Raw genomic sequence first — 25849 nt, 5'->3', positions numbered from 1 at the left:
CGGAATAACCCCAAGCCTTGCTTATTCACCGCCAGGGCTATCAGGCATCATTAACCGCAGGAAATAGGATATGAACGAAATCATCATCATACTCGCCGCCGGCTTGCTCACCGGTATTACCACCATTATGTTCGGCTTCGGCGGCGGTTTTGTGGTGGTGCCCTTCGTTTATCATCTGGTATCGGCCACGCCCGGGCTATCTCATGAGGCTATGCATATCGCGGTCGCCACCTCGACGGCGGTGATGGTGGTGAATTCAGGTTATGCCACTATCATGCAATGGCGCGCGGGGGGCCTGCTAAAAGAAACCGTATTGCCGATGATCTATTTTATTGCCGCGGGTGCGCTGGGCGGCGCGCTATTATCCTTAATATTAACGGATCGGATCATCCGGGTATTGTTTATTCTCTATATGCTGCTGACCCTAATGGATTGTGTTTTTCGCCGCGGTTTTCTCGACCGTCCGGCGGAAAAACGCTTGTCAGGCACCGTCTCGGCGGGAGCGGGTCTCGCCATCGGCGCCGTTGCCGCCATGCTGGGCGTGGGCGGCAGCGTTATGACGGTGCCTTTACTGCGCCGGCACGGCTACGCGATGAAGCATTGCGTCAGCGCTGCCAATCCTTTATCCCTGCCGGTGGCGCTGGCGGGTTCGGCGATATACGCCGTTGCGGCGTGGGGCCGCGACCGGGGCCTGGATTATATCGGTTTTATCAATCTCAAGATCCTGGGTTTGCTGATTATCGCGGGTTTTAGCGGCATCTGGCTGGCGAAAAAGTGTATCCCGCCGGTAAACGACGCGCTACATGCCGGGATATACGTCGGTTTACTGGCGGCGGTGCTGCTGGCCATCGCGCTCTAGGATGCGCGGCGACCGTCAGAGCGCCTGGATATCCTCCTCATGGATAGCGCCGTGCTCCAGGCGGAAAAGGCGATTGCACAACCGTTTGACCAATCCCAGGTCATGGGAGGCAAAAACAAAAATATCGGTCCCGGCAATCCAGTCCTGCATGCGCGTCTCGGCCTTATGCCGAAAAGCGGCGTCGCCCGTGCCGAACATTTCGTCAATCAGCAGGATATCGGGCCGCACCGAGGTGGCCACGGCAAACATCAGCCGCATGGTCATCCCCGATGAATAGGTGCGCACCGGCAGGGCCAGAAAGTTGCCCAGTTCGCTAAAATCCTCGATATCCGCCATGGCGGCCCTGGCCTGTGCCCGGGAATGCCCCATCAACAGCAGCATGCGCATGATATTTTCATAACCGGACAGTTCGGGGTCCATGCCTGCGCCCAGCTCGAACACCGTCGCCACCGACCCCGTGCGCGTCACCACGCCGGCGGTAGCGCTGTAAATGCCGGCCATGGTTCGCAGCAGGGTGCTCTTGCCTGCGCCGTTATGTCCAATCAACCCCACGGCATCGCCGCTCTGCAAGCGAAAACTCACCCGATCCAGCGCGGTCACCGTGACGATGGCGCCGGCGCCCTTGCCGATGCGGCCGCCGGTGCCGATCCTGACCAGCTGATTACGCAGGGATTGCGCATGGGCGTTGTAAATCGGATACGCGACCGTGACATTATCAAAGACAAGAGATGCCATAAGAAGAGTTCCACCCCAAAGAACCGCGCGGTTAAATCCAAAATGCCAGACGCGGAGCGCGGCGGTTAAACAGTATCAGCGTCGCCGTCCAGCCCAGCACGGCCATGGCCCCCGCCGTCAGGTAGACAAAGGCCCCGGGCGCCGCGCCGAAAAGAGGCTCACGCACCAGGGCGATAAAATAGGTAAAAGGATTCATCCAGATAATCGCCTGGTTCACGCCGGCATGGCCCGCCTTATAGATAACCGGCGTCAGGAAAAAGACTATCGGCATCAGCGACTGTACGATTTGCTCCACGTCGCGGAACCGGGCGCCGATTAACCCCAACAGCACCGACATCCACAGCAGGTTAACCAGCACCAGCGCCAGGCCGGGCAGGCAGAGCAACGTGACCCATCCCGCCGGCTGGGGATAGACCAGCAGCACCAGGACCAGCACTATCAGGTTATGCAGCAGCGTAATGGACTGGCGCGCCATCAGCTGGATGGGATGGATAAAAAAAGGCAATTGCAGGTTGCGGATAATCTGCGCCTGGCGCACAAACACCGAGGTGCTTTCCGTCACGCAGCCTGAGATGAATTGCCATAACAGCAATCCCACGGTCAGCGAAGGGATAAGCTGGCTGCGCTCCTGGTTGAGCAACTGGCTCCAGACCAGGCCCAGGCCGACCACGCCGATGGCCGCGCCAAGCGTGAGCCACAGCGGCCCCAGCATGCTGCGCTTATACCGCGCTTTGGTGTCGCTGTAGGCCAAATGGCCGATCAGCGGCAGGTGGCGCAGGCTGTTAAGCAAGTCGTTAAAAGCAAAGTCCATTGCGGCGGCTCATCCTAAAGCGCGGTGGTAGAAAGGATAAAAGTTCACGTCCGGCATTGCCCGGACCCGGGGGCGTCATCAGGTCCCGCCTCCGTGGCACCCAGTGTAGTGATTTAACGGCACGCCACCAATTGCTACAGCCGCAATATCTTTTTCACCCGGGTAAACACTCTATTCCCTGCGCCGGCGACCATTCCTGTACTAGCATTTCCGCAATGGATGCCTGCCTCATCGCCGTATCGAGGCCATTATTTGCCGGAGAGGGAGAGGGACTCGTTTGGATACCTTGCAGCCGCAGAACGCCGACAGGAATAAGGTCGCAATAGTGATGGGCACCTACAACGCTCAGGAATTTCTTGCTATGCAATTGGAATCCATTGCGCGGCAAACCTGCAATGATTGGTCGTTATGGATTTCCGACGACGGCTCGCAGGACGCAAGCCTGGCGATAATTTCCACCTTCGCGCAACGCTGCGGCGCGCGCAGGCTTACCCTGCTGGCGGGTCCGCGCCAGGGCTTCGCCGGCAATTTCCTGTCGCTGATATGTAACCCGGCAATCAAGGCGGATTATTATGCTTACGCCGATCAGGACGATATCTGGGAGCCGGATAAACTGGCGCGGGCGCTGGCTATTCTCGCGCCCAAAGGACAGACGGAGCCTGCCATGTACTGCTCCAGAACCCGGCTGGTGGATGAATGCAACCGTGAAATCGGTTTTTCGCCGTTATTTCGCAAGCCGCCGAGTTTTGCCAACGCGCTGACGCAAAGCCTGGGCGGCGGCAATACCATGATATTTAACCACGCGGCGCGCGGCCTGCTGCTGGAAGCCGGGCGGGTCAATATTGTCTCCCATGACTGGTGGACCTATCTGCTGGTCACCGGCTGCGGCGGCTGCGTGATTTATGACGACTATCCGTCGGTACGCTATCGCCAGCATGCCAATAATCTGGTGGGCACCAATAAAGGCGTTAACAACAAAATACGCCGCCTCAAGATGTTATGGCGCGGCGAATTTCGCCAGTGGGTCGATCGCAATATCATGGCGCTGCTGCTGGCCAAAAATCAATTGAAGCGGGAAAACATCGGGCTGCTGCATACCTTTATCCGCGGCCGTGATGTGCCCTTGTTCGCCAGGTTGAAAGTGTTAAAGCAGACCGGCATCTATCGTCAGACTCTATTGGGAAATATAGGGTTATTTTTCGCCGTGATTTTCAGGAAGATTTGAGGCTATGAGTATATTGGTAACGGGCGGGGCGGGATTTATCGGCGCGAACTTTGTCCTGGATTGGTTGGCGCAGCACGACGAACGGGTAATCAACCTCGACAAGCTGACCTATGCCGGCAACCGGCAAAACCTGGCGGGACTGGCCGACGATCCGCGCTATATCTTTATCCGTGGCGATATTGGCGATCGCGATGTGGTCGACAGTCTGCTGAAAATCTATCAGCCCCGGTGCGTGGTCCATTTTGCCGCCGAAAGCCACGTCGATCGCTCCATTCTCAACCCCGGCGAGTTTATCCAGACCAATGTGGTCGGCACCTTCAATTTACTCGACAGCGTGCGGTTATACCTGGACTGCGCCGATAGCGCCGTCAGGACCGGTTTTCGTTTTATTCACGTGTCCACCGACGAAGTCTACGGCACCCTGGACGCCGGCGCGCCGGCCTTTCGTGAAACCGATAACTATCTGCCCAATAGCCCCTATTCCGCCAGCAAGGCGGCAAGCGATCTTTTGGTGCGGGCCTATTGCCATACCTACGGCCTGCCGGCGATTACCACCCATTGTTCGAACAACTATGGCCCGTATCATTTTCCGGAAAAGCTGATCCCGCTGGTGATCCACCAGGCGCTGGCCGGCAACCCCCTGCCGGTCTACGGCGACGGACGGCAAATCAGGGACTGGCTATACGTGAAGGATCACTGCGCGGCCATTCGCTGCGTCCTGGCCTCCGGCCGGGTGGGGGAAACCTATAACATCGGCGGATGGAACGAGCATAGCAATATCGATGTAATAACTAAAATCTGCTTCCTGCTTGATACGCTGCGGCCAAGGGCGGACGGCAAGCCTTACGCCGGGCAAATCCGCTTTATCAAAGACCGGCCGGGGCACGATCGCCGTTATGCCATCGACGCCACGAAGATCGAGGCCGAACTGGGCTGGCGGCCGGCGGAAACCTTCGAGACCGGCATCCGCAAGACCGTACAATGGTATCTGGACCATCAGGACTGGGTCGGCAACGTCGTCAACGGCGCGTATACCCGCTGGGTGGAGAAACAGTATTTATGATGTTGCCCCTGATGTCCGTGGATACGCGTCGGGACGTATAGAAACATGGCTTCGCCTTGTGTTGGCGCGGTAATCGTCACCTATCATCCCGACCCGGACGTGCTGTCCGAACTGCTCGCCGCCGTCGGCGGGCAGGTACAGGAAGTGGTGATCGTCGATAACGGATCCGCCGCCGCATGCGTAGCGGGCCTGCTGGCATTCGCCCACGGCTCGCCGCGCCGGCATATCCTGCCCCAGCCCGGCAATCTCGGCATCGCCGCCGCCCAGAACCGTGGCATCAGGCGGGCGCTGGACCTGCATTGCACCCATGTGTTGCTGCTGGATCACGACAGTATCCCGGCCGCCGATATGGTGGCGCAGCTGTTGCTGCTGGAAACCCGGCTCTTAGCCGACAATATCCAGGTCGGCGCGGTCGGTCCGACCCAAGTGGACAGACGCACCGCCACCCGTTCAGGCTTCGTGCGCAAACAAAGCCTGTTTATTCGCCGCCGCTATCCCCGCCGCGGGGGCTACGCGGAAACAGATTTCCTTATCTCCTCCGGCATGCTGATCCGCGCCACGGCGCTGCGGGAGATTGGCCTGATGAACAGCGGCTTTTTTATCGATCACGTCGATACCGAATGGTGCTTTCGCGCCGCTCACCGCGGCTACCGCCTGTTTGGCGCGCAGCAGGCGGTTCTGCGCCATACGTTAGGCCACGGGGTAGTCAAAATCTGGTGCGGCCGCTGGCGCGAGGTGCCGCAACATAACCCGCTGAGAAATTATTATCTCTTCCGCAATACCCTTGTTATGGTACGCCGCACGCCGATGAGCATGACCTGGCGTCTCGCCCATCTTTATCGTCTGGCGCTGTTCCTGGTCTTCTTCCTGCTTGCCGGCAAGCGTCGGGCGCGGCGCCTGCGCATGATGCTGCGCGGCATCCGGGACGGCGTAATGGGGGTGGAGGGCATGATTGACCGCGGCAAGATTACGCCGGGAGAATAGGCCCGGCGCGGTTGTCCCGCGCCAAGCCGGGTGGGAAAACAGGCTATGTCATCCGCTATTAGCCGCGACGTACTCATAGATGTCCGTCATCTGCCCTTCCCAGTCCAGCGGCGCCATGGCGGCCAAACCGCCGTCCGCCAGGGTTTGCCGCAGCATGCGATCGTGATAGAGCGCGGTAAACGCCTCCAGCATGGCCTGCGGGGTGGGATCCGCCAGCCAGGCGTTGACGCCATGGCGGCAAAACCACTCCACCTGCGGTCCATTATTGGAAATAACCGGCACGCCGCAGGCCATTAACTCCACCGGCAGGTACGACAGATTAGTACCGGAGAACGCCATGCCCAGATCGCAGGTGCGATACAGATCCCCGGTATCTTTAAGGGTCATATTGCCCAGCAGGGTGGCCGGGAACGGCGGGCGGGCTTTTAAGTCCAGGCCGGCAATCACGATGTCGACATCGGGGAAATGGCGGGCGATTTTCTTCAGCGACGCCATGCCCAAATCGAAGCAGCGGCGCTCCGTAGACGGCCGGCCGTAAAAGAACAGCCTAGATACCGTCTTGCGCACCCTCGGTTCGCCCACCGCCGGATAAAAGATGTTGCGATCGGCGGCAAACACATAGTTCCGCGCGCGGCCGCCATGGGACTCGTAACATTGCTTAAGCCAGCCCCCGCCGGTAATACCGGTAAAACCAAAACCATAGGTGGCGTTGGCCTGCATGGACGCCGTGCCATAGGCATAAAACAGGCTTTCATAATCCTGCATAAAATAGAATTTCTGGCGCGCGAAAGGAAATGCCCGCACCTGGTATGCGGATTGCCAGGTGGTGGCGATAGCGCCGGCGCACGCGGGAAGCAGGGCGGGATCGGTAATCACTTCCAATAAACAGCCTGGCAAGGCTTGCATTAGCTCGTCCTGCAATTGCGCCGGAGAAGCGTGGCGTTCATTGTTATAAATAAATATAATATTCCGGGTATCATATTTAGCAAAATGGTTGGCAAAACGAAATAAGGTATAATGGCCCCCGCCCCAGACATTAGACCAATCAGGGACAAACCAGATAAAGGCCGGCCGTTCCTCTTTACTGCGGGCGGCAACCGGCGCGCCGCCATAGGCGGTCCAGGGGATATAATCCAGCACGGCGCTAGCGGAAACGACAGGGTCCACCGTCGCCATTTCCGGCCACACCGTATTCGTGCCGGCATTGACTTTTTGATGCAATAAAACAAAAAAGCGGGGACAGAGCTTGAATAACGAAAATATCAGCGCGTTGCCATAGCCAAATTCACGGGCATAGTGAAAAAAATAGTGCATTTTACTTTTTATCATGCCGTTTCATCCCTGAAATGAGGCAACATAGCTTGCCAGATCATCCTTCCAATAACCCGGTGCGCACGCAGTATCCAACGACGGAAGATAAATGGATTGGATGCCCTCGGAAAAGGGACGCGGCGCGGACAAAGGGAATCGGGACGACTCCACCGGCACGATATCGCCCTGGAACTTTAATATATCGCCGATGGCGCGCGCGATATCAAAACGACTGATGGTACCGTGGCTGGCAAAATGAAAGGTTCCCGTCTGGCGATGGGCCATCGCATTCATAATAAAAGCGCTCAACTGACCGGCGGAGGTAATACTGCCCAGACGATCGCTGACCGCTTTAAGTTCGGTAGCGCCTTCCTTGATTTGCCGGACAATCTTGCCGACAAATTTATGATCCTTCCCCGGACCGCCACCTATCATCCAGCCGGCGCGCAATATCAGGTGATTATCCGGACAGTTGGACCTGACCGCCTCTTCGCCGTTAAGTTTCGAGCGTCCGTAATAATTGGTCGGCAGGGGGATATCCAGTTCGTTATAGCTTATCTTGCCCTCGGCGCCAAAAACGTTCGACGAGGAAATATATAACATCCAGGCACCGCAGGCCTGGGCCGCCCTGGCGATTTGTTCCGTTGCCAGGTGATTGCAGATGCCGGCCCGCGCCGGTTCGCGCTCACAGAGATCCACATCGGTTTCGGCGGCAAAATGCAGGACCACATCCGGCGCGATCTCTTTTACGTAGTCATAGATGGCCTTGTGATTGGCTAAATCGAAATGGCGGCGATCGGCAACGATAATCTCGTAGCCGCGATCGTTAAGCGTGACGGTGACATAGCTACCGAGCATGCCGGTACCGCCGGTAAGGAATATTTTTTCCATAACGTTAAAATACCTCGGCATCGGCCAGCAGGTTGCCGCGCTGGTCCTTGGCGGATAATGTCGGTTCAACGGGTCCGCCGTCGGGCGCCGTGATCTCCCGCCATGTCACCCGGATATCGGGATCGTCGAAACGGATGCAGCGGTCGTATTGCGGACACCAGTAATCCGTCACCATATATTGCAGTTTGGCCGTGGCGGACATGACCTGGAATCCGTGGGCAAACCCCTGCGGGATCCACAGCTGGTGGTGATTGTCCGCGGACAGCAGCGCTCCCGTCCAGCGGCTGAAAGTCGGTGACTGGCGGCGCAAATCCACCGCCACATCAAATACCTCTCCCGCCACCACGCGCACCAGTTTGCCCTGCGGCCGGTGAATTTGATAATGCAAGCCGCGAATCACATGCTGCCCGGAAAAAGATTCATTGTTCTGGACAAAACACAGGTCGCGCTTAACGGCCCATTGGAATTTCTCCAAATTAAAACTTTCATAAAAATAACCGCGTCCATCTGCAAATAACGTGGGTTCAATTAACACGACGTCGGAAATAGACTGGGGAGTGAATTTCATGGCGTATTTTCTTCCAGTAAAAATTTCAGATATTGTCCATAACTATTTTTCATTAACGGCCGGGCCAGCGCGGCAAGCTGCCGTTCGTCGATCCACCGTTGTTTGTAAGCAATTTCCTCCGGGCAAGACACTTTTAATCCCTGCCGGCTTTCAAGCGTGGCGATAAATTGCCCCGCCTCCAATAATGCCGTATGAGTGCCCGCGTCCAGCCAGGTGTATCCCCGGCCCATGACGTGCACCGTCAGCGCCTCTTTTTCCAGATAGAGCCGGTTTAAATCGGTAATTTCCAATTCACCGCGCGGTGAAGGTGTTAACGTTTTAGTTAATTCACAGACCTCCTCATCGTAAAAATACAGTCCGGTTACCGCGCAGGTGGAATTAGGATTGATCGGTTTTTCCTCGAGACTGACGACTTTTCCTCCCGGGCCGAATTTTACGATACCGTAGCGTTGCGGGTCATGGACGTGATAAGCGAAGGCGCAGGCCCCCTTATCGCAACCCATGGCTGTATTCAGCAGTTTTGGCAAATCATGACCGTGAAAGATATTATCCCCCAGGATCAGGGCGCAGGGGTGGCCATTCAGAAATGATTCTGCCAGGATAAACGCCTGCGCCAGGCCATCGGGGGAGGGCTGTACCTGGTAATTCAGATTGATTCCCCATTGTTCCCCGCTGCCTAACAATTGTTGGAAGCGCGGCGTATCCTGCTCGGTGGAAATAATTAATATATTTTTTATACCGGCAAGCATCAGGGTGCTTAGCGGATAATATATCATCGGTTTATCGAATACGGGCAAAAGCTGTTTAGAGATGGCCAAGGTGGCAGGATGCAGGCGTGTGCCAGCGCCGCCGGCGAGAATGATTCCTTTCCGTTCCATTTAAATAGTCCTCAACGCTCGGAGCGCACCCTGCCCAGGATATGGGGATAGAGTTTACGGAAATATTGCAAAAAAATTGACGATTAACTATTCGTTACCTATTTTCTTTGAATACAATTTTATTGGTTGCGGTGCAATTCCCTTAATATAGCGTATTTGGCGAGAATAAATACCCGCGCGCCGGAAACTTATTATTATCTCAATCGGCCGGACGTAATAACGGACCGAATTCCGCGGCCGCCTTATTCAGCGCAATGGATGCCGGGGCGAGGGCGCTGAACCGCGCCTTGAGATCGCTAAGCGGGGCAAAATAGCCGATGCTGATGGCCGCCAGCTGCTGGCGGGAGCCGGGATCCAGCGCCTCGATTTCCACCGACGCCCCGCCCCGGTCCAGGGGCGCGGCAAACATCGCCACGCTCAGCACGTTTAACGAGGGGGATACGGTGGCGATATCGGTGATCGCGGCGCGGATTTCCGCCGGGCGGCCTTCAGCCGCCGCCGGCAGGCGGTTGATCTGCGCCTGGAGTCCCGCGCGCAGTTCGTTGAGCAGCCTGGCGCGCTCGAGCGGGGACAGCGAATCGCCCTTCTTTACCCGCCATTCCACCGTGGCGATAACCGTATGCGCCGGATCCAGCGCATACGGCGTGCGCAGCCTGCGTTGGCTGCCGTCGGGCGATGGCGCCAGGCGATCGTAGGAACCGAGAAACCCACTGGCTTTGGTCGGCATGGTGGTGCTGCAGGCCGATAACAGCAGGACCGCCGCTGCCAGGCTTAATGTCCGCTGACGCTGATAACGCATATTGACTCCGGTGATAATGCCTGGCCGCTTGCCGCGCCGATGCCCACCAAATTATCATCCGCCGCCGGAGAAAGCGACCCCGGCCGCCGGCGCCGGCGAATTACCGCCATGGGGCGCGTCCGGCCAACCCCTGGCACCCGCCAGGCATTGGCCGCGTGAGCTGCTTCACACATTCCCACCCGCCCCGCCCCGTTTACTTGAGTGGCCTCACAAAAGCGGCGCAAATGAATGGAAACCGGTTTCCGTTTTGTGTCCAATGGCGCTCGTAACTTCCCTTTCCCCAGAGGCTGAAAATGAAAAGCATTATGTTGTGCTGTTCCGCCGGGATGTCCACCAGCATGCTGGTGAGAAAAATGCAGGCCGAGGCTGAAAAACGCGGGCTGGATGTGAAAATCGACGCCTACGGCGTGAGCGAATTCGACGGGCAGTTCGCCCGCTACCAGGTGGTGCTGCTGGGTCCGCAGGTCAAATATATGTTGGCTTCGCTTTCGGCCAAAACGGCGGCGCAGGATATCCCGGTGGCCGCCATCGATATGATGGATTACGGCATGCAGCGCGGCGACAAGGTGCTGGATTTCGCCCTTTCCCTGATTAAATAACCGCGCATAATCAAAACAGGACGACACCATGAGTACTCTTTACCAAGCTATGGTCGAGGTCATTGAGCGTTATATCACCCCCATGGCCGGTCGCGTCGGCCAGCAAAAACACATTATCGCCATCCGCGACGGCTTTCTGGCCGCGCTGCCGTTTATGATTATCGGCTCGTTTATGCTGGTGTTTATTTTTCCGCCGTTTTCACCCGATACCCAGTGGCGTTTCGCCCGCGGCTGGCTGGATTTTTCCGTGCGCTATCGCGACCAGCTGATGCTGCCGTTTAATCTCAGCATGGGCGTGATGACGTTTTTTATCTCGGTGGGCATCGGCGCCAGTCTCGGCAAGCATGATAAGCTTGACCCCATCATGACCGGCCTGCTGTCTTTTATGGCCTTCCTGCTGGTGGCCGCTCCCTATCACGACAAACAGATTTCGGTGGCCTATTTCTCCGGCCAGGGCATTTTTACCGCCATTCTTGCCGCCATCTACGCCAGCGAAATGTACGCCTGGCTAAAACGCCGCCATGTCACCATCCGGCTGCCGAAAGAGGTGCCGACCGGCGTGGCGCGCTCGTTTGAAATCCTGATCCCGGTGGTGGTCATCGTCGCCACCCTGCATCCGCTGAACCTGCTGGTGGCGCATTTCACCGGCATGATCATTCCCGAAGCCATTATGCAGCTGCTGGCGCCGCTGGTGTCCGCGTCGGACTCGCTGCCCGCCATGCTGCTGTCGGTGCTGGTATGCCAGATCCTGTGGTTTGCCGGTATCCACGGCGCGCTGATCGTCACCGGCATCATGAATCCCTTCTGGATGACCAACCTGGCGCTGAACCAAAGCGCCCTGGCCGCGGGCACCCCCTTGCCGCATATCTACCTGCAGGGGTTCTGGGATCATTACCTGCTGATAGGCGGCGTCGGGTCCACCCTGCCGCTGGCGTTCCTGCTGCTGGTCAGCCGTTCGGTCCATCTGCGCACCATCGGACGCATGGGCGTGGTGCCGAGCTTCTTCAATATCAACGAACCCATTTTGTTCGGCACGCCGATTATCATGAACCCGGTGATGTTCCTCCCGTTTACCCTGGTGCCGATGATTAACGCCACCTTCGCCTGGACCGCCACCAGACTGGGCTGGGTCGCGCAGGTGGTGCAGTTGACCCCCTGGACGACCCCGGCGCCCATCGGCGCGTCCTGGGCCGCCAACTGGACCCTGAGCCCGGTGATCATGTGCCTGTTTTGTATGGTGATGTCGGCGGTAATGTACTACCCGTTCCTGAAAGCCTACGAACGCGCGCTGCTGAGAAAACAGGACGAGAGCCTGGCCGCGGACGCGCGCATGGCGCTGGATTCGTGACGGCGTGACGCCATAAACCCCGGCAGATCCAGCCGGCGGGAAGGGAGCAGGCAAGACGCCCGATGCCGCCGGCATGACATGGAGATCATTTTATGCAGTATCAATTTCCGGCTGATTTTTGGTGGGGCAGCGCCAGCTCGGCGCCGCAAACCGAGGGCGAGAGCCTGGGCCACGGCAAAGCCGCCACCGTCTGGGATCACTGGTACGCCTTGCAGCCCGAACGTTTTTTCCAACGGGTCGGGCCGGGGGATACCTCGACCTTTTACCGCCACTGGCGCGACGATATCGCCCTGCTCAAACAAACCGGCCATAACAGCTTTCGCACCTCGATATCCTGGGCGCGGCTGATCCCGGACGGCCGGGGCGACTGCAATCCGCAGGCGGTGGCGTTTTATAACCAGGTTATCGACGAACTGCTGGCGCAGGGCATTACGCCTTTTATTAACCTGTTCCATTTCGATATGCCGATGAGCATGCAGGCGCTGGGCGGCTTTGAAAACCGCCAGGTGGTGCACGCCTATGCCGATTATGCCGCCCGGTGTTTTGCCCTGTTCGGCGATCGGGTCAGGCACTGGTTTACCTTTAACGAACCGATCGTGCCGGTGGAAGGGGGGTATTTATATGATTTCCACTATCCCAACGTGGTGGATTTCAAACGCGCCGCCACCGTGGCCTATCACACCATGCTGGCGCACGCCGCGGCGGTACGGCGTTTTCGCCAGGACGGCCGGGACGGCGACATCGGCATTATCCTCAACCTGACCCCCTCCTATCCCCGCTCGCAGCACCCGGCGGATCTGGCGGCGGCGAATAACGCCGATCTGCTGTTTAACCGCAGCTTCCTCGACCCGGCGCTGCGCGGGCATTATCCGCAGGAGCTGATCGCGCTGCTGACGCGTTACGATCAACTGCCGGCCTGCCGTCCCGGCGACGACGAACTGCTGGCCGCGGGCATCGTGGACCTGCTCGGCATCAATTATTACCAGCCGCGCCGGGTGCAGTGCCGGATGAACCAGGTCAACCCCGACAGCCCGTTTATGCCCGAATGGCTGTTCGATCATTACCAGATGCCCGGGCGTAAAATGAATCCCTGGCGCGGCTGGGAAATCTACGAGCGCGGCGTCTACGATATTCTCACCAACCTGCGGGAAAACTATCATAACCCGCGCTGTTTTATTTCCGAAAACGGCATGGGCGTAGAGGATGAACTGCGTTTTATGCAAAACGGCAGGATCGAGGATGACTATCGCATCGATTTCGTACGCGAACATCTTATCTGGGTACACCGCGCGCTGGCGGAGGGCAGCCGCTGCCTCGGTTATCATATGTGGACCTTTATCGATAACTGGTCCTGGAGCAACGCCTATAAAAACCGTTACGGCCTGGTGCAGCTCGACCTCGCCACGCAGCGGCGCACGGTGAAAAAAAGCGGCCGCTGGTTTGCCGGCGTGGCGCGCAATCACGGCTTTGACGGAGAAAGTACATGATAGATATGGAAACCACGATAATGACCCTGCTGGTCAACGCCGGCGAAGCCCGCAGCCTGTGCATGACGGCGCTGGCCTGCGCCCGCGACGGCGATGTCGACCGCGCCGGGATGCTGCTGGCGGACGCGGATAACTTTATCAAAGCCGCCCATCGCCTCCAGACCGGCCTTATCGGCGCGGACCAGGGCGAAGGCAAAATCCCCATGACCCTGATTTTGGTGCATGCGCAGGATCATTTAATGAATGCCATCTTGGCGCGGGAATTGATTAATGAGATGGTGATACTTTATCAACGGCAACAAGCACAGCAGGATTATGGCGACCATAAATGATGTTTCCCGTTTGGCGCGGGTATCAAAAGCCACGGTATCCCGTGTGCTCAGCGGTAATCGCGGCGTCAGGGAAGAGAGCCGCCAGGCGGTGCTGAAGGCCGCCCAGGCGCTGAACTACCAGCCCAACCTGATTGCCCAGTCCCTAAGCGCCCAGTCCACCGGCTGCGTGGGGGTCATCTGCGCGATGGAGTCCATGCAGCATGCGGTGAACTACCTGCCGGCGCTGGAAAAACAGTTCCGCCGCCATAACAAGCATCTGCTGCTGCGCTTTGCCGATAGCGCCGCCGGCGTCGAGAGCGCCGTATCGTCGCTGGGGCGGGGGTTATGCGATGCCATGATTGTTATCGGCGCGCGGTTTGAGCTACCGCCATTGGACGGCAGCGTGGTGCTAATCGACTGCCTGAACGCGCCGGGCGCGCTCAGCATCAGCTTCGATCACGCCTTTGCCGCCGAAACCGCCTGCCAGTACCTGATAAGCCACGGCCGCCGCCAGCTGGCGCTGCTGAACTACCCCGACGGCGAAACCGCGGAAAACGTGCTGCACGGCTACCGCCAGGGGCTCGAATACCATCTGGTGCCCTATAACCGCCGGTTGGTCGCCTGCCGCGCGCCCTCGCCACGCGCGGCGCTCCAGGCGCTGATCAACAGCGGCACCCCGTTCAACGGGCTGGTCGTCATGAACCAGGCCGACGCCCAGGAGGCCATCTCGGTACTGCACGCCTACCGGCGCGACGTACCGGAGCAATTGGCCATCATCAGCCTGGATGGCGCCACGCCCCTGCCCGGATCCCTGCGGCCGCTGCCTGCCATTGAATACCCCCTGGAAAAACTGGCGGAACAGGCGCTGGCGATGATAACCGATACCGACGGCCGCGGCCCGCTGGTGATCCGCGGCGATCTGGTGGCTGGATAAAACGCCCGCGCCGGCGGCGGCGGGCCTGCATCGGTTATCACCTCGTTATTAAACATACCCGTACCTGTAAATGATAACTGTTAATTGCGGGCGGTCCTTCACCCCTGCATAGCGATATTTACATCCCCGGCCCGGTTGTTTATGATGTTTACGCCGCAGCGGACATCATCAGGATAAAACTATTTCTTTAGCGGCTTTCCATCAGCACGTTAATTTTTTTATTAGTCTATTAAACTGACCTAAAGAAACTTTACCGACACCATTAATACTTAAATCATTTACAGGGAAATGTAGAAAATGAATCTTTTAAAACCGGCTGTTGTTTTTTTGGTATGTATTATCTCCCTGGCCGGCTGCGCCCGCACCGCCGCCATCGCCAACGTCACTACCCCGCTGGCGGCCCACTATTCCGACGATCGGGTAAAAAACGCTATTTTACAAGCGGGCCTGGCGCGGCAATGGAAAATGACCCCGGTCCAGCCCGGTATCATTAACGGCCGGCTTGACCTGCGCGGCCATCAGGCCGATATTCAAATCGTCTACAGCGCTACCGGTTATAAGATCAATTATATTGCCAGTAAAAATCTGTTGGCAGACGGCAAAGGCCATATTCACCGCAATTATAATAACTGGATAAATAACCTCGATAAGGATATCCAGTTAAAATTGTCCGCAACCGCGCAATAAGTCAAGCCAGTGATTTCAGGGCCGGTCTATAACCGGCCATTTTTGCAGGCCTTGACCTTTCCTGGTTTCTCATCACGGCAAGCTGCCCGACAGTCCGGCTAATTCTCGCCGGAGCGGCCGGATTGCGCCAAACAGCCATGCTATCCTGCCGTCGGCATGCGCGGGTTGGCGGCCAACGGCGCATTTATGCATTGTAAACAAATGTAAACGTGGCATCAACGTATCGGCTATGATAGATAAGAGACCTGAAAGGGTGATGCCAGTGAGATTATATGCAAATATCGTTAAACATCCTTGACTGGCAGGCCTCGGCGCCCGGCTTGTCCGGGCGGGACGACTGGCGGCGCTGGAGCGTTGCCGCGCCGCTTATCGCCCGCGATGCGCCGCTGCCGGACTGCCCTCACCTGCCGATGATGACGGCCCGGCGCCTGAGCGCGGGCAGCCGGCTGGCGGTAGACAACGGCCTGGCGTTGTTGCAGCGCCATCAGCCCGATGCGGTAATTTTTTCCAGCCGTCACGGCGAGCTGGAGCGCAACCAGCGTATACTCGAGGCGCTGGCGGGGCTCACGCCGCCGTCTCCCACCGATTTCGCCATGTCGGTACACAATGCCGCCGTCGGCAGCCTGACGATAGTGGCGAAGGCGCCGCTGGCATCCGCCTCTCTTTCCGCCGGGGAAGACAGTTTCCAGCAGGGCCTGGTTGAAGCGCAGCTATTTTTGCACAGCGGTTATCAGCGGGTGCTGCTGGTGGATTTCGATAATACCATCCCGGCATTCTACCGCCCGTACCTGGCGGAACAGACCCCGGATTATCCTTATGCAGTGGCGCTGTTGCTGACGCCGGGCGCTACGCTGCGCTGCCGATCGCAGCGCCTGGATAAGCCCATTTCTCCCGGCATGCTGCCGCAAAGCCTGGCTTTCCTGCACGGCTGGTTAAGCGGCGCGCCGGCGTTTACCCTGACCAGCGAGCGCCTGAGCTGGCACTGGAGTTGTTAATGAGCACCCGCGTGGCCACACCCGCCGTCCGCCGGCCCGATAATCAACTGAAGTTTGTCTGGCGCATGCTGATGACCGGCTGTTGCTTCGCTTTATTCGGAATCGGCGGATTGCTGCTGACGGCGTGGTTTCATATCCTGTGCCTGCGGCAAAAAGATCCGCATGCGCGCACCCGCCGCGCGCGCGCGGTCATTTCCGGCAGCTTCCGGTTATTCCTCGGGGTCACGCGGCGGCTGGGCGTTCTGGATTACCATATCCACGGCGCGCATCTGTTGCGCGAAGATAGCGGTAACCTGGTACTGGCGAATCATCCGACGCTGCTTGATTACGTACTGCTGGCCTCGGTCATGCCGCAATGCGATTGCATCGTCAAGCGGGCGCTATTGGATAACATCTATGTCCGCGGGGCCATCAGGGCGGCGGATTACCTGATTAATACGCAGGCGGAGCTGCTGCTCATGGAAAGCAGTAAACGGCTGCACGCGGGGAGCAGCCTGCTGATTTTTCCGGAAGGAACGCGATCGCGCCCCGGCGTACCGATGAAGCTGCACCGCGGGGCGGCGAACCTGGCGGTGCGCAGCGCATGCGATATCCGTATTGTCCATATCCACTGCAGCCAGCTGTTTCTCAGCAAGGGCAGCAAGTGGTACCAGATCCCGCGGACCAAGCCGCTGTTCACCGTTGAGGTCAAGACGCGGTTTTCCGCCGGTGATTTTTTTGCCGGTGGGGACCCGTCGCCCGCGCTGGCGGCGCGGCGTCTGACCCGGCATTTGGCCGGGATCCTGGCACCGGAACATAGCTAAATTTTTTGAGATAACATCATGGAACAGCTTAACCAGGAAATTAAACAGTTGATAATCGACACCCTGAATCTAGAAGGGATCGGCAGGGACGACATCGACACCGACGCACCGCTGTTTGGCGATGGGCTGGGCTTGGACTCTATCGACGCCCTGGAATTGGGGCTGGCGGTAAAAAACCGTTATAACGTCGTACTTTCGGCGGAAAACCAGGAAATACGCAGGCACTTTTTTTCGGTGGCTACCTTGTCGGCGTTTATTCAGTCGCAACGCGCCGCCGGATAAGTATTCTTCAAAGCAGTGCTTATAAAAACAGGTCCAAAGATGGATAAACACGCAATTTACCAAGACGTGACGCAACTGCTGATCGCATTATTTGAAATCGACCCGGCACTTATCACGCCACAGGCGCGCCTGTATGAGGATTTGGATCTCGACAGCATCGACGCCGTGGATATGGTGGTGCATTTGCAGAAAAAAACCGGCAGGAAAATCAAGCCCGAGGCATTTAAATCCGTACGCACGGTGCAGGATGTGGTGGATGCGGTGGCCATACTGCTGGCGGAATAACGCCGTGACTGCCCGTTGCGCGGCTGTCCCGGCCCGCTTCCTGGCGCTCGGGGCGGCCCGCCTGTTCAGCCTGGGGGGGATGATACTGTATCCGTTCGCCGTGTGGTACGGCAGCGCCCACGGGCGACCCGGCCTGACGGCGCTGGCGCTGGCCGCCGTTTTCCTGCTGCGTCTGCTGGTGCTGCGGGGCCTGCTGCCGGCGCTGGACTGGCTGGCCAAAGCGCTGGCGCTGTTCGGCATTCTGCTGTGCGCGGCCAGTTGGCTGCTGCGAAGCCATCATTTACTGCTCTGGTATCCGGTGATGATGAACCTATTGATGCTGCTGCTGTTTGGCGCATCGCTGCTCAGCCGGGCCAGCGTGGTGGAACGTCTGGCCCGGCTGCGGCGACCCCGTCTGCCGCCGCGGGCGATAGCCTATACACGGCGGGTGACCCAGGCCTGGTGCCTGTTTTTTATGATTAACGGCGGCGTGGCGCTGTTTACCTGCCTGTACGGGAATATGTCCTTATGGGCGCTGTATAACGGCGTCATCAGTTATCTGCTGATGGGGCTGCTGATGGGAACGGAATGGATAATCAGGAAACGGACACAAGCCGGCTAGCGCCTTTGCCATTTTTCCCTCCCGCGCGCTGGCTGAGCCGGGAGCGCCCCGATGCCACGCCTGTCGCCTGGCAGGGCGATCGATGCCTCGACCTGGGGCAATTGCGCCATGACGTCACGGTATTATGGCATGCCCTGGCCGATGCCGGCGGCACTCGGTGGGCGCTGTGCTTCGACGATGCCTACGGCTTCCTGGTGGCGCTGCTCGCGCTTTGGCATAGCGGCAAAACGCCGGTCATTCCCGGCCATAACCGGCAGGCGCTGCTGGCGGAGCAACGGCATTTATTCGACGGCGTCATCAGCACCCTGCCGCTGGCCCTGGACTGCCCGCTGCTTGACCCCCGGCAGCATCAACAGCCCGCCGCCCTGCCCCTGCCGCCGCTGGCGGAAGACGCCCGTCTGGTACTGTTCACCTCCGGCTCCACCGGCCGGCCGAAAGAGGTGACCAAAACGCTGCGCGCCATGGAAACCGAATCCCGCTGGCTGGCGGCGCTGACGCGCGACCAGGCGGGGGGGGATACGCTTGCCGGGTGCCGGGTGATCTCAAGCGTTACCCATCAGCATTTATACGGACTGACCTTCGCCCTTTTTCTACCGATGAGCCTGGGCCTGCCCTTTACCCTGGAAATCGCGCGTTATCCGGAACAATTTATCCGCCAGTGCGCCGGGCACCCGGTGCTGTTTATCAGCAGTCCGGCCTTTCTGGCGCGCATCGACCCCCGGCTGCCCGCGCCGCGCTGTATTGCGCTATTTTCCGCCGGCGGGCCGCTGTCCTGGCCCGACGCACGGGCCGCCGGGCAATGGCTGTCGGCCGCGGTGACCGATATTTACGGCGCCACCGAAACCGGAATTCTGGCCTGGCGGCGCCGCTTTGGCGAGGCTGATTTATGGCAACCGTTCGACGGCGTTGAATTTCATGCCGCCGCGGGCGGGATCAGGGCGACTTCGGCGCTGATAGCCGGGCCTGAAGGGCAATTACTGGACGATCGGCTGGTATTCGGCGAAGATGGCCGTCAGTTTTCCCTGGCGGGACGCGACGATCGGGTGGTCAATATCGAAGAAAAGCGGCTGTCGCTGGCCGACATCGAGCAGCGCCTGAACGCGCTGCCGGATATCGCCGAGGCGGTGGCGCTGCCGCTGACCAGGCACGGCCGCCACACCCTCGGCGCGGTGATAGTGCTGTCGCCGGCGGGAAAAGAACGCCTGGCCGCAGGCTCCCTGCCGGCGCTGGTGCGGCAATACCGGCGCGCGCTCGGCGCCTGGCTCGAACCGGTGGCCGTGCCGCGTTACTGGCGCGTGGCCGGCGCGCTGCCGCGTACGGCGCGCGGCAAATACGACTGGGATCGGCTCAAGGAGTTGTTTTTTATTATGCTTCCCACTGAGATTTCCCGCCTGACGCCGGACTGGAACCGGGCCGAACTGCTGCTGCGGCTGGATCCGGCTCTGTTCTGGTTTCGCGGCCATTTTCCCGCACGGCCGATATTACCGGGGGTGGCGCAGGTAGATTGGGCGCTGCACTATTTCCGGGAGCTGCTGGCGCGTGAAGCGCCGGGCGGCGATCAGCCGGCGCCCGCCGTTCAGTTCAGCGGCATTGAGAACGTTAAGTTCCAGCTTCCGGTTAAACCGGGCCAAACGCTGCGCCTGCATCTGGAGTGGCAGGCGCCGCACCGGTTATTACGCTTTCGCTATACGCTTTGCGATGCCGATCTCATGGACGGGCCCACGGTCAGCAGCGGGAAAATAATGCTATGTCCCTGACCGATGCCCGCGCCGCGGAGCCGACGACCTGTGTCATCATCCCCTGTTTCAACCATGGTCCCATGCTGACCGGGGTACTGACGCGCCTGCGGCCCTACGGCCTGCACTGCTTTATTATCGACGACGGCAGCGGCGCCCCTACCCGGAACATTCTTGAGCGGCTTTGCGCCGGGCAAGACGGCATCACCCTGCTGCGCCTGGCGGCAAACCAGGGTAAGGGCCGGGCGGTAATGACGGGACTTGCCGCCGCGGCGGCGGCCGGTTATACCCATGCGCTGCAGGTGGACGCCGACGGCCAGCATCAGCTGGAGGACATCCCCCTGCTGCTGCGCGCCGCCGCCGCCGCGCCGGATAAGCTGATTTCCGGCCGGCCGGTATACGATGATTCGGTGCCGCGCGCCAGGCTGTATGGCCGCTATATTACCCATGTCTGGGTATGGATCGAAACGCTGTCGCTGTCGCTGCAAGACAGCATGTGCGGCTTTCGCGTCTATCCCATCGCCGCCACCCTGTCGCTGGGCCGGCGGGTTACGCTTGGCGCGCGCATGGACTTCGATACCGAGGTGATGGTCCGCCTTTATTGGCAGGGCAACGAGAGCCTGTTTGTGCCGACCCGGGTCATCTACCCCGTGGACGGATTATCCCATTTTGACGGGCTGCGCGATAACTGCCGCATTTCCTGGATGCATACCCGGCTGTTTTTCGGCATGTTGCCGCGTATTCCCGCGCTGTTGCGGCGCAACTGGCGGCGGCGCCCGCCGTCCCTGCATTGGTCCGGCATGGCCGAGCGGCACGGCGCCATGGGTATGCGTTTTATGCTGGCCGCCTACCGTTGCGGCGGCCGCAGGCTATTTAACGCCTTGCTCTATCCGGTTATCGGTTATTTTTGGCTCACCGGCCGGGCCCAGCGCCGCGCGTCCGGGCAGTATTTGCACCGGCTGAGACAGACCGCCGCCCTCCAGGGTATTGAGCTGCCGGGCCGCTTGTCCAGTTTTCGCCATTTTATGCGCTTCGGCGACGCGATGCTGGATAAGCTGGCCGGCTGGCAAGGCGATATCAAGCTCGGGGAGCAGATTGATTTTGCCGAACAGTCCCCGGCGCAGCCGGATATCGACCGCCAGCGCGGCCTGCTGATCCTGGCCTCCCACCTGGGCGATATTGAAGTCTGCCGCGCCCTGGCGCAGGGCGGCGGCCGGGTCAGGATCAACGCGCTGGTATTCAGCGCCCACGCGCAGCGTTTCAGGAGGCTGCTGGAACAGATCAACCCGGATGCGGGCATCAACCTGATCCCGGTGACGGATATCGGGCCGGAAACCGCCATCCTGCTGCGCGAGAAGCTGGATCTGGGGGAATGGGTGGCCATCGTCGGCGATCGCACGCCGGTACAGGCGCAGCAGCGGGGCGCCGGACGCCGGGTAATATGGAGTGAATTCCTCGGCCGGCCCGCGCCGTTCCCCCAAGGCCCGTTTGTGCTGGCGGCGGCCCTGCGCTGCCCTGTAGCCCTGATGTTTGCCCTGAAAGAGCAGGGCAAGCTACGTATTTATTACGAACATTTCGCCGACCGGCTCGAGCTGCCGCGCCAGCAGCGGCAGCAGGCGCTGCAGCAAACCGTCGACAGGTATGCGGGGCGGTTGCAGCACTACTGCCTGCGCTCGCCGCTCGACTGGTTTAATTTTTTTGATTTCTGGCGCCTGCCCGACGAGCAGGCGCCGCAGCCACCCGAGGCCTGATATGCTGTTAACCGATCCGCGGTTTAGCGCGGAAATAGAGATAACCGTCCCGTTTCATGATGTCGACGCCATGGGCGTCGTTTGGCACGGCCACTATTTGCGGTATATGGAGATCGCGCGCGAGGCGCTGCTTAATCAGTTCGATTACGGCTACCGGCAGATGGAAGCTTCCGGTTATCTGTGGCCGGTAGTGGATGCGCGCGTCAAATACCGCGCGCCGCTGACCTTTGAGCAATCCATCCGCGTTCAGGCGCGCATTGAGGAATACGAGAACCGCCTGCGCATCGGCTATAGCATTTTCGACCGGCCGAGCGGTAATAAAACCACCACCGGCTACACCATCCAGGTGGCGGTGGAGCGCCACAGCCGCGAGCTCTGTTTTGTCAGCCCGCAGGCACTGTTGCAACGCATGGGGATAGTATGATGAAAAAGCTGTTGCCGGGCCTGCTGCTTTGCTGCCTTGCCGCCGTCAACGCCCGGGCGGTTACGCTTGATGCGCTGCAGCAGCGTTTCGCCGGGCAGCCGGTGGTGCGCGCGCATTTTGATCAGCAGCGCAGCATCAGCGGCATCGCCCGCCCGCTGCGCTCATCGGGCGAGCTGCTTATCGCCCGGCAAAACGGTCTGTGGTGGCAGCAGCAGCAGCCGTTTCTGCTAACCCTGATCCTCAACGACAGCAAAATGGTGCAAATCACCGGCAACCAGCCGCCTGAGGTGGTCACCGCCGCCGGTAATCCGCAGATGTTCCGCTTTAATCATCTGCTGCGCGCCCTGTTCCAGGCCGACCGCGCGGTGCTGGAGCAAAACTTTACCCTGCAATTCACCGATAAAGGCCAGGAAAACTGGCAACTGGTGCTGGTGCCAAAGACTTCACCGCTGGATAAGCTCTTCACGGCCATCACGCTTACCGGCCAAACCTATCTTGATCATATCCTGCTGGAGGATAAGCAGGGAGACAGCACCGCCATTACCTTCAGCCGGCAGCGCACGCAGCCCGGGGTACTGAGCCATGACGAGCAGCAGCGCTTTGAGCAGTGAATCCTTCAGTAAATTCTACCTGCGCGCGGCGGCGGCCTGGCTGCTGATCTGCCTGGGGCTGTTGCTGGCGTTGGCGCTGCTGCTGCCGCGCAGCCAGATTAACAGCAGCGTATTGGCGTTGCTGCCGCGCCAGGCCATGGGCCCGTTGCCGCCGGCGGTGTACGACGGTTTTATGCAACGCCTCGACCGCCAGCTGGTCTGGATGGTCAGTCCCGCCGACGGGCAGGGATTGGCGCCGGTGCAATGGTGGGCGCAACAGGTGGCTGCCCTGCCCGGCATGGGCGCGGTGAAAGGCCCGATGACCGAACAGCAGCAGCAGCAATGGGGCCGGTTTTATTTCCAGCATCGTAACGCCATGATTGACGACCAGACCCGCGCGCGGCTGCAACAGGGCGGCGGCGCGCAGGCCGATTGGATTGCCGGCCAGCTTTACTCCGCGTTTGCCGGGGTCGGCGGCCAGGAACTGCAGCACGACCCGCTGCTGCTGGTGCGCGGGTCCCAGCTGGCGCTGCAACAGTCCGCCGGCCGCCTGACCCTTGACCAGGGCTGGCTGATGAGCCGGGACCCGCAGGGCGCCGCATGGTATCTGATCCACGCAGAGCTGGCCGCCTCCTCCTATGATATGCAGTCGTCCCATCAGGTGGCCCTGCGGCTGGCGCAACTGCGCCAGCAATTGGAAACGCGCTGGCCGGGCGCGCGGCTGTTATCCCGCGGCACGCTGTTTTACAGCGACTACGCCAGCCAGCAGGCCAGGCATGATATTTCCACCCTGGGACTGGCGACGGTCATCGGCGTGCTGCTGCTGATCGGGCTGGTATTCCGTTCGCCGCTGCCCCTGCTATGCTGCGCCCTGTCGGTGGCCGTCGGCGCGCTGGCGGGCACCGTGGCCTGCCTGCTGCTCTTTGGCGAGCTGCATGTCATGACGCTGATGATGAGCATCAGCATCGTCGGCATTTCCGCCGACTACACGCTCTACTACCTGACCGAGCGCCTGGTACACGGCCGGCAAAATACACCGATGGCCAGCCTGCGCAAGGTACTGCCGGCGCTGTCGGCGGCGCTGGCGACCACGGTGGCGGCCTACCTTATCATGGTGCTGGCCCCCTTCCCCGGCCTGCGTCAGCTGGCGGTGTTCGCCGCCGCCGGGCTGAGCGCCGCCTGCCTGACGGTGATCTGCTGGTACCCGCTGCTCACCAGGCGTTTGCCGGTGCGGCCCACCCCGGCGTTGCCGCTTATCCGCGCCTGGCTGTCCGCCTGGCGGCATCGTAAGGTCCTGCGCGTCGGCCTGCCGCTGGCGCTGGCCGTATTTACCCTGGCCGGGCTGCTGCAACTGCGGATTGACGATGATATCGCCCAATTGCAGGCGCTGCCGCAGCAGATTCATCAGCAGGAAGAAGACATCGCCCGGCTCTCCGGTCAGGAACAGGATCAAAAATGGTTGGTGGTTACCGGCGCCAGCGCGGAGCAGACGCTGCAGCGCATGGAGCAACTGGCGCCGGCCCTGGCGCAGGCGCAAAGCCGGGGCATTCTGGCGGGCTACCGGATGCCGCCGTTGTCGTCGCAGCGGCGCCAGCGCGAGGATCTGGCCTTGCTGACCCGGGCGGCGCCGGCGGCGGTCGAGCGCCTGGGGCAAATCGGGGTGGGCGCCGCGGCGCCCGATCTCAGTCCGATGCCGGTATCGCCCACGGACTGGCTGGCGAGCGTGGTCAGCGAAGGCTGGCGCCTGTTATGGCTTAGCCTGGCCGACGGGCAAAGCGCGGTACTGATCCCGGTAAGCGGCGTGACCGACAGTGCGGCGCTGCGACACCTTGCCCAATCCCGGCCCGGCGTCAGCTGGGTGGATCGCAAGGCGGACTTCGATGCGATGTTCGCCGCCTACCGGCATAAGCTCGGCTGGCTGCTGCTGGCCTCGATTGGGGTGATTGCCGCGAGCTTTATCGCGCGCCAGGGCTGGCGGCAGGGCCTGCTAAGCCTGATCCCGACGCTATTATCCCTGGGGGCGGGCCTGTCGGTGCTGGCGTTAAGCGGCCATGCGCTGAATTTATTTTCCATGCTGGCGCTGGTATTGGTGCTGGGCATCGGCATCAACTATCAGCTGTTTTTCGCCAATCCGCGCGGCACACCCTCCACGTCGATGCTGGCGGTGACCCTGGCGGTGATGACCACTTCCCTGACCCTGGGCATGCTGGTGTTCAGCCACACCCAGGCCATCGCCAGCTTCGGCATCGTTCTGTGCAGCGGTATTTTCACCGCCTTTTTATTGTCGCCGCTGGCTTTGCCGCCCGGGCGGGGGGATTATTGATGAAAGCATTATCCGCACTGGTGCTGCTGCCGGCCCTGCTGCTTGCCGCCTGCGCCGCCGGACCGAAAGCGCCGTCGGCCTGGCTAAAACCCGGGGTGTCCGTAAGGCTGCCGCAGCCCGGCATAACACCGGCCATCAGCGAACAGCAGTTACTGACCGCCACAGTACCGGGACACGGTGCGCAATCCCTGCTGGTGCTGCTGAATGCCGATGGGCAGCGGTTAACCCTGGTGGGGCTGTCATCGCTCGGTATCCGCCTGTTTAAAGTCGCCTACGACCGGCAGGGGATCCATACCGAGCAATCGGTGGTGCTGCCGCAGCTGCCGCCGGCGAGCCAGGTTTTGGCGGATATCATGCTAAGCTATTGGCCGGCCGCGGCCTGGCGCGAGGTGCTGCCGCCAGGCTGGACGCTGGTGGACCAGGCCGACCGGCGGGTGCTGGCGGATCCCGGCGGCCATAGCGTAACCGAGATACGCTATGGGTTAATTGCGGGCCGGCGTCAGCCGGTCGAGCTGCATAACCTGGTTTTCCATTACCAGATCGCCATTCAACATCTGGACGACTAAACG

Annotated in this window: 28 protein-coding genes; 21 read left to right on the top strand and 7 right to left on the bottom strand. The window is 60.1% G+C overall.

The annotated features are described in order from the left end of the window. The first annotated feature begins 70 nt into the window (after positions 1-70). Complete coding sequence (locus ACL2XF_RS20840; protein WP_413721741.1) at positions 71-859, top strand: sulfite exporter TauE/SafE family protein; 789 nt, start codon at positions 71-73, stop codon at positions 857-859. Between the two features lie 15 nt (positions 860-874). Here the strand turns inward: ACL2XF_RS20840 and ACL2XF_RS20835 are convergent, their stop codons facing one another. Both ACL2XF_RS20835 and ACL2XF_RS20830 read right to left on the bottom strand, forming a co-directional pair. Further along, positions 875-1594, bottom strand: a complete 720-nt coding sequence (locus ACL2XF_RS20835) for an ABC transporter ATP-binding protein (RefSeq protein ID WP_413727458.1) — start codon at positions 1592-1594, stop codon at positions 875-877. A 31-nt stretch (positions 1595-1625) separates the two neighbouring features. Beyond that, complete coding sequence (locus tag ACL2XF_RS20830; RefSeq protein ID WP_410012887.1) at positions 1626-2405, bottom strand: ABC transporter permease; 780 nt, start codon at positions 2403-2405, stop codon at positions 1626-1628. 277 nt (positions 2406-2682) lie between these two features. Between ACL2XF_RS20830 and ACL2XF_RS20825 the strand changes: the two genes are divergently transcribed. Genes ACL2XF_RS20825 through ACL2XF_RS20815 form a run of 3 tightly spaced genes read left to right on the top strand, consistent with a single transcriptional unit; the run spans position 2683 to position 5677 of the window. Next, positions 2683-3630 (top strand): glycosyltransferase family 2 protein, encoded by a 948-nt coding sequence (locus ACL2XF_RS20825; protein WP_413721742.1) that lies wholly within the window; start codon positions 2683-2685, stop codon positions 3628-3630. A 4-nt stretch (positions 3631-3634) separates the two neighbouring features. After that, a complete protein-coding gene (gene rfbB / locus ACL2XF_RS20820; RefSeq protein ID WP_413721743.1) occupies positions 3635-4693 on the top strand; it encodes a dTDP-glucose 4,6-dehydratase in 1059 nt (352 codons plus the stop codon). 45 nt (positions 4694-4738) lie between these two features. Next, the gene (locus ACL2XF_RS20815; protein WP_410012884.1) at positions 4739-5677 is read left to right on the top strand and encodes a glycosyltransferase family 2 protein; all 939 of its coding nucleotides are present in this window, start codon (positions 4739-4741) and stop codon (positions 5675-5677) included. A 48-nt stretch (positions 5678-5725) separates the two neighbouring features. Here ACL2XF_RS20815 and ACL2XF_RS20810 read toward each other — a convergent pair whose 3' ends face one another. From ACL2XF_RS20810 to ACL2XF_RS20790, 5 genes are all read right to left on the bottom strand, one after another. Beyond that, on the bottom strand, positions 5726-7006 hold the full coding sequence (locus ACL2XF_RS20810) for a glycosyltransferase (RefSeq protein ID WP_413727457.1): 1281 nt from the start codon (positions 7004-7006) through the stop codon (positions 5726-5728). A gap of 6 nt (positions 7007-7012) precedes the next feature. Further along, on the bottom strand, positions 7013-7879 hold the full coding sequence (locus ACL2XF_RS20805; protein ID WP_410012882.1) for an SDR family oxidoreductase: 867 nt from the start codon (positions 7877-7879) through the stop codon (positions 7013-7015). A gap of 4 nt (positions 7880-7883) precedes the next feature. Further along, the gene (gene rfbC, locus ACL2XF_RS20800; RefSeq protein WP_413727456.1) at positions 7884-8447 is read right to left on the bottom strand and encodes a dTDP-4-dehydrorhamnose 3,5-epimerase; all 564 of its coding nucleotides are present in this window, start codon (positions 8445-8447) and stop codon (positions 7884-7886) included. Continuing rightward, positions 8444-9325: a glucose-1-phosphate thymidylyltransferase RfbA gene (rfbA, locus tag ACL2XF_RS20795; RefSeq protein WP_410012880.1), complete on the bottom strand. Its 882-nt coding sequence runs from the start codon at positions 9323-9325 to the stop codon at positions 8444-8446. Before rfbA ends, rfbC begins: the two co-directional genes overlap by 4 nt. A 199-nt stretch (positions 9326-9524) precedes the next feature. After that, a complete protein-coding gene (locus ACL2XF_RS20790; protein ID WP_413721746.1) occupies positions 9525-10124 on the bottom strand; it encodes a DUF3313 family protein in 600 nt (199 codons plus the stop codon). Between the two features lie 293 nt (positions 10125-10417). On the opposite strand from ACL2XF_RS20790, the gene ACL2XF_RS20785 reads away from it, so the two are divergent. The 17 genes from ACL2XF_RS20785 (at position 10418) to ACL2XF_RS20705 (ending at position 25846) form a co-directional block, all read left to right on the top strand. Then, entirely contained in the window at positions 10418-10723 is a 306-nt protein-coding gene (locus ACL2XF_RS20785) for a PTS sugar transporter subunit IIB (RefSeq protein ID WP_410012878.1), read from the top strand. Positions 10724-10751: 28 nt separating this feature from the next. Continuing rightward, on the top strand, positions 10752-12071 hold the full coding sequence (locus ACL2XF_RS20780; protein ID WP_413721747.1) for a PTS sugar transporter subunit IIC: 1320 nt from the start codon (positions 10752-10754) through the stop codon (positions 12069-12071). Between the two features lie 92 nt (positions 12072-12163). Then, positions 12164-13558: a glycoside hydrolase family 1 protein gene (locus ACL2XF_RS20775; protein WP_413727455.1), complete on the top strand. Its 1395-nt coding sequence runs from the start codon at positions 12164-12166 to the stop codon at positions 13556-13558. Continuing rightward, positions 13555-13890, top strand: coding sequence for a PTS lactose/cellobiose transporter subunit IIA (locus tag ACL2XF_RS20770; protein ID WP_410012875.1), 336 nt, complete (start codon positions 13555-13557; stop codon positions 13888-13890). The genes ACL2XF_RS20775 and ACL2XF_RS20770 overlap by 4 nt, the downstream gene beginning before the upstream one ends. Next, positions 13874-14803 carry a LacI family DNA-binding transcriptional regulator gene (locus ACL2XF_RS20765; protein WP_413727454.1) on the top strand — a complete coding sequence of 310 codons (930 nt, stop codon included), beginning with the start codon at positions 13874-13876 and terminating at the stop codon, positions 14801-14803. The genes ACL2XF_RS20770 and ACL2XF_RS20765 overlap by 17 nt, the downstream gene beginning before the upstream one ends. Before the next feature lie 297 nt (positions 14804-15100). Beyond that, the gene (locus tag ACL2XF_RS20760) at positions 15101-15490 is read left to right on the top strand and encodes a hypothetical protein (protein WP_413727453.1); all 390 of its coding nucleotides are present in this window, start codon (positions 15101-15103) and stop codon (positions 15488-15490) included. A gap of 272 nt (positions 15491-15762) precedes the next feature. Beyond that, complete coding sequence (locus ACL2XF_RS20755) at positions 15763-16485, top strand: beta-ketoacyl synthase chain length factor (RefSeq protein WP_413727452.1); 723 nt, start codon at positions 15763-15765, stop codon at positions 16483-16485. Continuing rightward, on the top strand, positions 16485-17288 hold the full coding sequence (locus ACL2XF_RS20750) for a lysophospholipid acyltransferase family protein (RefSeq protein WP_413727451.1): 804 nt from the start codon (positions 16485-16487) through the stop codon (positions 17286-17288). The genes ACL2XF_RS20755 and ACL2XF_RS20750 overlap by 1 nt, the downstream gene beginning before the upstream one ends. An 18-nt stretch (positions 17289-17306) precedes the next feature. Further along, positions 17307-17570, top strand: coding sequence for a phosphopantetheine-binding protein (locus ACL2XF_RS20745; protein ID WP_410012870.1), 264 nt, complete (start codon positions 17307-17309; stop codon positions 17568-17570). A gap of 39 nt (positions 17571-17609) precedes the next feature. After that, a complete protein-coding gene (locus tag ACL2XF_RS20740) occupies positions 17610-17855 on the top strand; it encodes an acyl carrier protein (RefSeq protein ID WP_410012869.1) in 246 nt (81 codons plus the stop codon). A gap of 4 nt (positions 17856-17859) precedes the next feature. Then, positions 17860-18456: a hypothetical protein gene (locus ACL2XF_RS20735; protein WP_410012868.1), complete on the top strand. Its 597-nt coding sequence runs from the start codon at positions 17860-17862 to the stop codon at positions 18454-18456. Positions 18457-18461: 5 nt separating this feature from the next. Further along, positions 18462-20213 carry an AMP-binding protein gene (locus tag ACL2XF_RS20730; RefSeq protein ID WP_413727450.1) on the top strand — a complete coding sequence of 584 codons (1752 nt, stop codon included), beginning with the start codon at positions 18462-18464 and terminating at the stop codon, positions 20211-20213. Beyond that, a complete protein-coding gene (locus ACL2XF_RS20725; protein ID WP_413727449.1) occupies positions 20204-21943 on the top strand; it encodes a glycosyltransferase family 2 protein in 1740 nt (579 codons plus the stop codon). The genes ACL2XF_RS20730 and ACL2XF_RS20725 overlap by 10 nt, the downstream gene beginning before the upstream one ends. A 4-nt stretch (positions 21944-21947) precedes the next feature. Beyond that, positions 21948-22367 carry an acyl-CoA thioesterase gene (locus tag ACL2XF_RS20720; protein ID WP_410016676.1) on the top strand — a complete coding sequence of 140 codons (420 nt, stop codon included), beginning with the start codon at positions 21948-21950 and terminating at the stop codon, positions 22365-22367. Further along, positions 22367-22978, top strand: a complete 612-nt coding sequence (locus ACL2XF_RS20715; RefSeq protein WP_410016675.1) for a LolA family protein — start codon at positions 22367-22369, stop codon at positions 22976-22978. The genes ACL2XF_RS20720 and ACL2XF_RS20715 overlap by 1 nt, the downstream gene beginning before the upstream one ends. Further along, positions 22950-25280: an MMPL family transporter gene (locus ACL2XF_RS20710; protein WP_413721755.1), complete on the top strand. Its 2331-nt coding sequence runs from the start codon at positions 22950-22952 to the stop codon at positions 25278-25280. Before ACL2XF_RS20715 ends, ACL2XF_RS20710 begins: the two co-directional genes overlap by 29 nt. Continuing rightward, the gene (locus tag ACL2XF_RS20705; RefSeq protein WP_410012864.1) at positions 25280-25846 is read left to right on the top strand and encodes a DUF3261 domain-containing protein; all 567 of its coding nucleotides are present in this window, start codon (positions 25280-25282) and stop codon (positions 25844-25846) included. Before ACL2XF_RS20710 ends, ACL2XF_RS20705 begins: the two co-directional genes overlap by 1 nt. Positions 25847-25849 lie beyond the last annotated feature (3 nt).

It is taken from the genome of Sodalis sp. RH19, from assembly GCF_047324215.1.
Classification (GTDB): Bacteria; Pseudomonadota; Gammaproteobacteria; order Enterobacterales; family Enterobacteriaceae; genus Acerihabitans.
This window is presented reverse-complemented; position numbering and strand designations above follow the sequence as displayed.

Coding starts and splice junctions, on each gene's coding strand:
- ACL2XF_RS20755 (WP_413727452.1), top strand. CDS start 15,763: ATGCAAATATCGTTAAACATCCTTGACTGGCAGGCCTCGGCGCCCGGC.
- ACL2XF_RS20830 (WP_410012887.1), bottom strand. CDS start 2,405: ATGGACTTTGCTTTTAACGACTTGCTTAACAGCCTGCGCCACCTGCCG.
- ACL2XF_RS20805 (WP_410012882.1), bottom strand. CDS start 7,879: ATGGAAAAAATATTCCTTACCGGCGGTACCGGCATGCTCGGTAGCTAT.
- ACL2XF_RS20780 (WP_413721747.1), top strand. CDS start 10,752: ATGAGTACTCTTTACCAAGCTATGGTCGAGGTCATTGAGCGTTATATC.
- ACL2XF_RS20705 (WP_410012864.1), top strand. CDS start 25,280: ATGAAAGCATTATCCGCACTGGTGCTGCTGCCGGCCCTGCTGCTTGCC.
- ACL2XF_RS20835 (WP_413727458.1), bottom strand. CDS start 1,594: ATGGCATCTCTTGTCTTTGATAATGTCACGGTCGCGTATCCGATTTAC.
- ACL2XF_RS20750 (WP_413727451.1), top strand. CDS start 16,485: ATGAGCACCCGCGTGGCCACACCCGCCGTCCGCCGGCCCGATAATCAA.
- ACL2XF_RS20790 (WP_413721746.1), bottom strand. CDS start 10,124: ATGCGTTATCAGCGTCAGCGGACATTAAGCCTGGCAGCGGCGGTCCTG.
- ACL2XF_RS20745 (WP_410012870.1), top strand. CDS start 17,307: ATGGAACAGCTTAACCAGGAAATTAAACAGTTGATAATCGACACCCTG.
- ACL2XF_RS20740 (WP_410012869.1), top strand. CDS start 17,610: ATGGATAAACACGCAATTTACCAAGACGTGACGCAACTGCTGATCGCA.
- ACL2XF_RS20770 (WP_410012875.1), top strand. CDS start 13,555: ATGATAGATATGGAAACCACGATAATGACCCTGCTGGTCAACGCCGGC.
- rfbA (WP_410012880.1), bottom strand. CDS start 9,325: ATGGAACGGAAAGGAATCATTCTCGCCGGCGGCGCTGGCACACGCCTG.
- ACL2XF_RS20725 (WP_413727449.1), top strand. CDS start 20,204: ATGTCCCTGACCGATGCCCGCGCCGCGGAGCCGACGACCTGTGTCATC.
- rfbB (WP_413721743.1), top strand. CDS start 3,635: ATGAGTATATTGGTAACGGGCGGGGCGGGATTTATCGGCGCGAACTTT.
- rfbC (WP_413727456.1), bottom strand. CDS start 8,447: ATGAAATTCACTCCCCAGTCTATTTCCGACGTCGTGTTAATTGAACCC.
- ACL2XF_RS20765 (WP_413727454.1), top strand. CDS start 13,874: ATGGCGACCATAAATGATGTTTCCCGTTTGGCGCGGGTATCAAAAGCC.
- ACL2XF_RS20715 (WP_410016675.1), top strand. CDS start 22,367: ATGAAAAAGCTGTTGCCGGGCCTGCTGCTTTGCTGCCTTGCCGCCGTC.
- ACL2XF_RS20785 (WP_410012878.1), top strand. CDS start 10,418: ATGAAAAGCATTATGTTGTGCTGTTCCGCCGGGATGTCCACCAGCATG.
- ACL2XF_RS20775 (WP_413727455.1), top strand. CDS start 12,164: ATGCAGTATCAATTTCCGGCTGATTTTTGGTGGGGCAGCGCCAGCTCG.
- ACL2XF_RS20840 (WP_413721741.1), top strand. CDS start 71: ATGAACGAAATCATCATCATACTCGCCGCCGGCTTGCTCACCGGTATT.
- ACL2XF_RS20815 (WP_410012884.1), top strand. CDS start 4,739: ATGGCTTCGCCTTGTGTTGGCGCGGTAATCGTCACCTATCATCCCGAC.
- ACL2XF_RS20710 (WP_413721755.1), top strand. CDS start 22,950: ATGACGAGCAGCAGCGCTTTGAGCAGTGAATCCTTCAGTAAATTCTAC.
- ACL2XF_RS20760 (WP_413727453.1), top strand. CDS start 15,101: ATGAATCTTTTAAAACCGGCTGTTGTTTTTTTGGTATGTATTATCTCC.
- ACL2XF_RS20810 (WP_413727457.1), bottom strand. CDS start 7,006: ATGATAAAAAGTAAAATGCACTATTTTTTTCACTATGCCCGTGAATTT.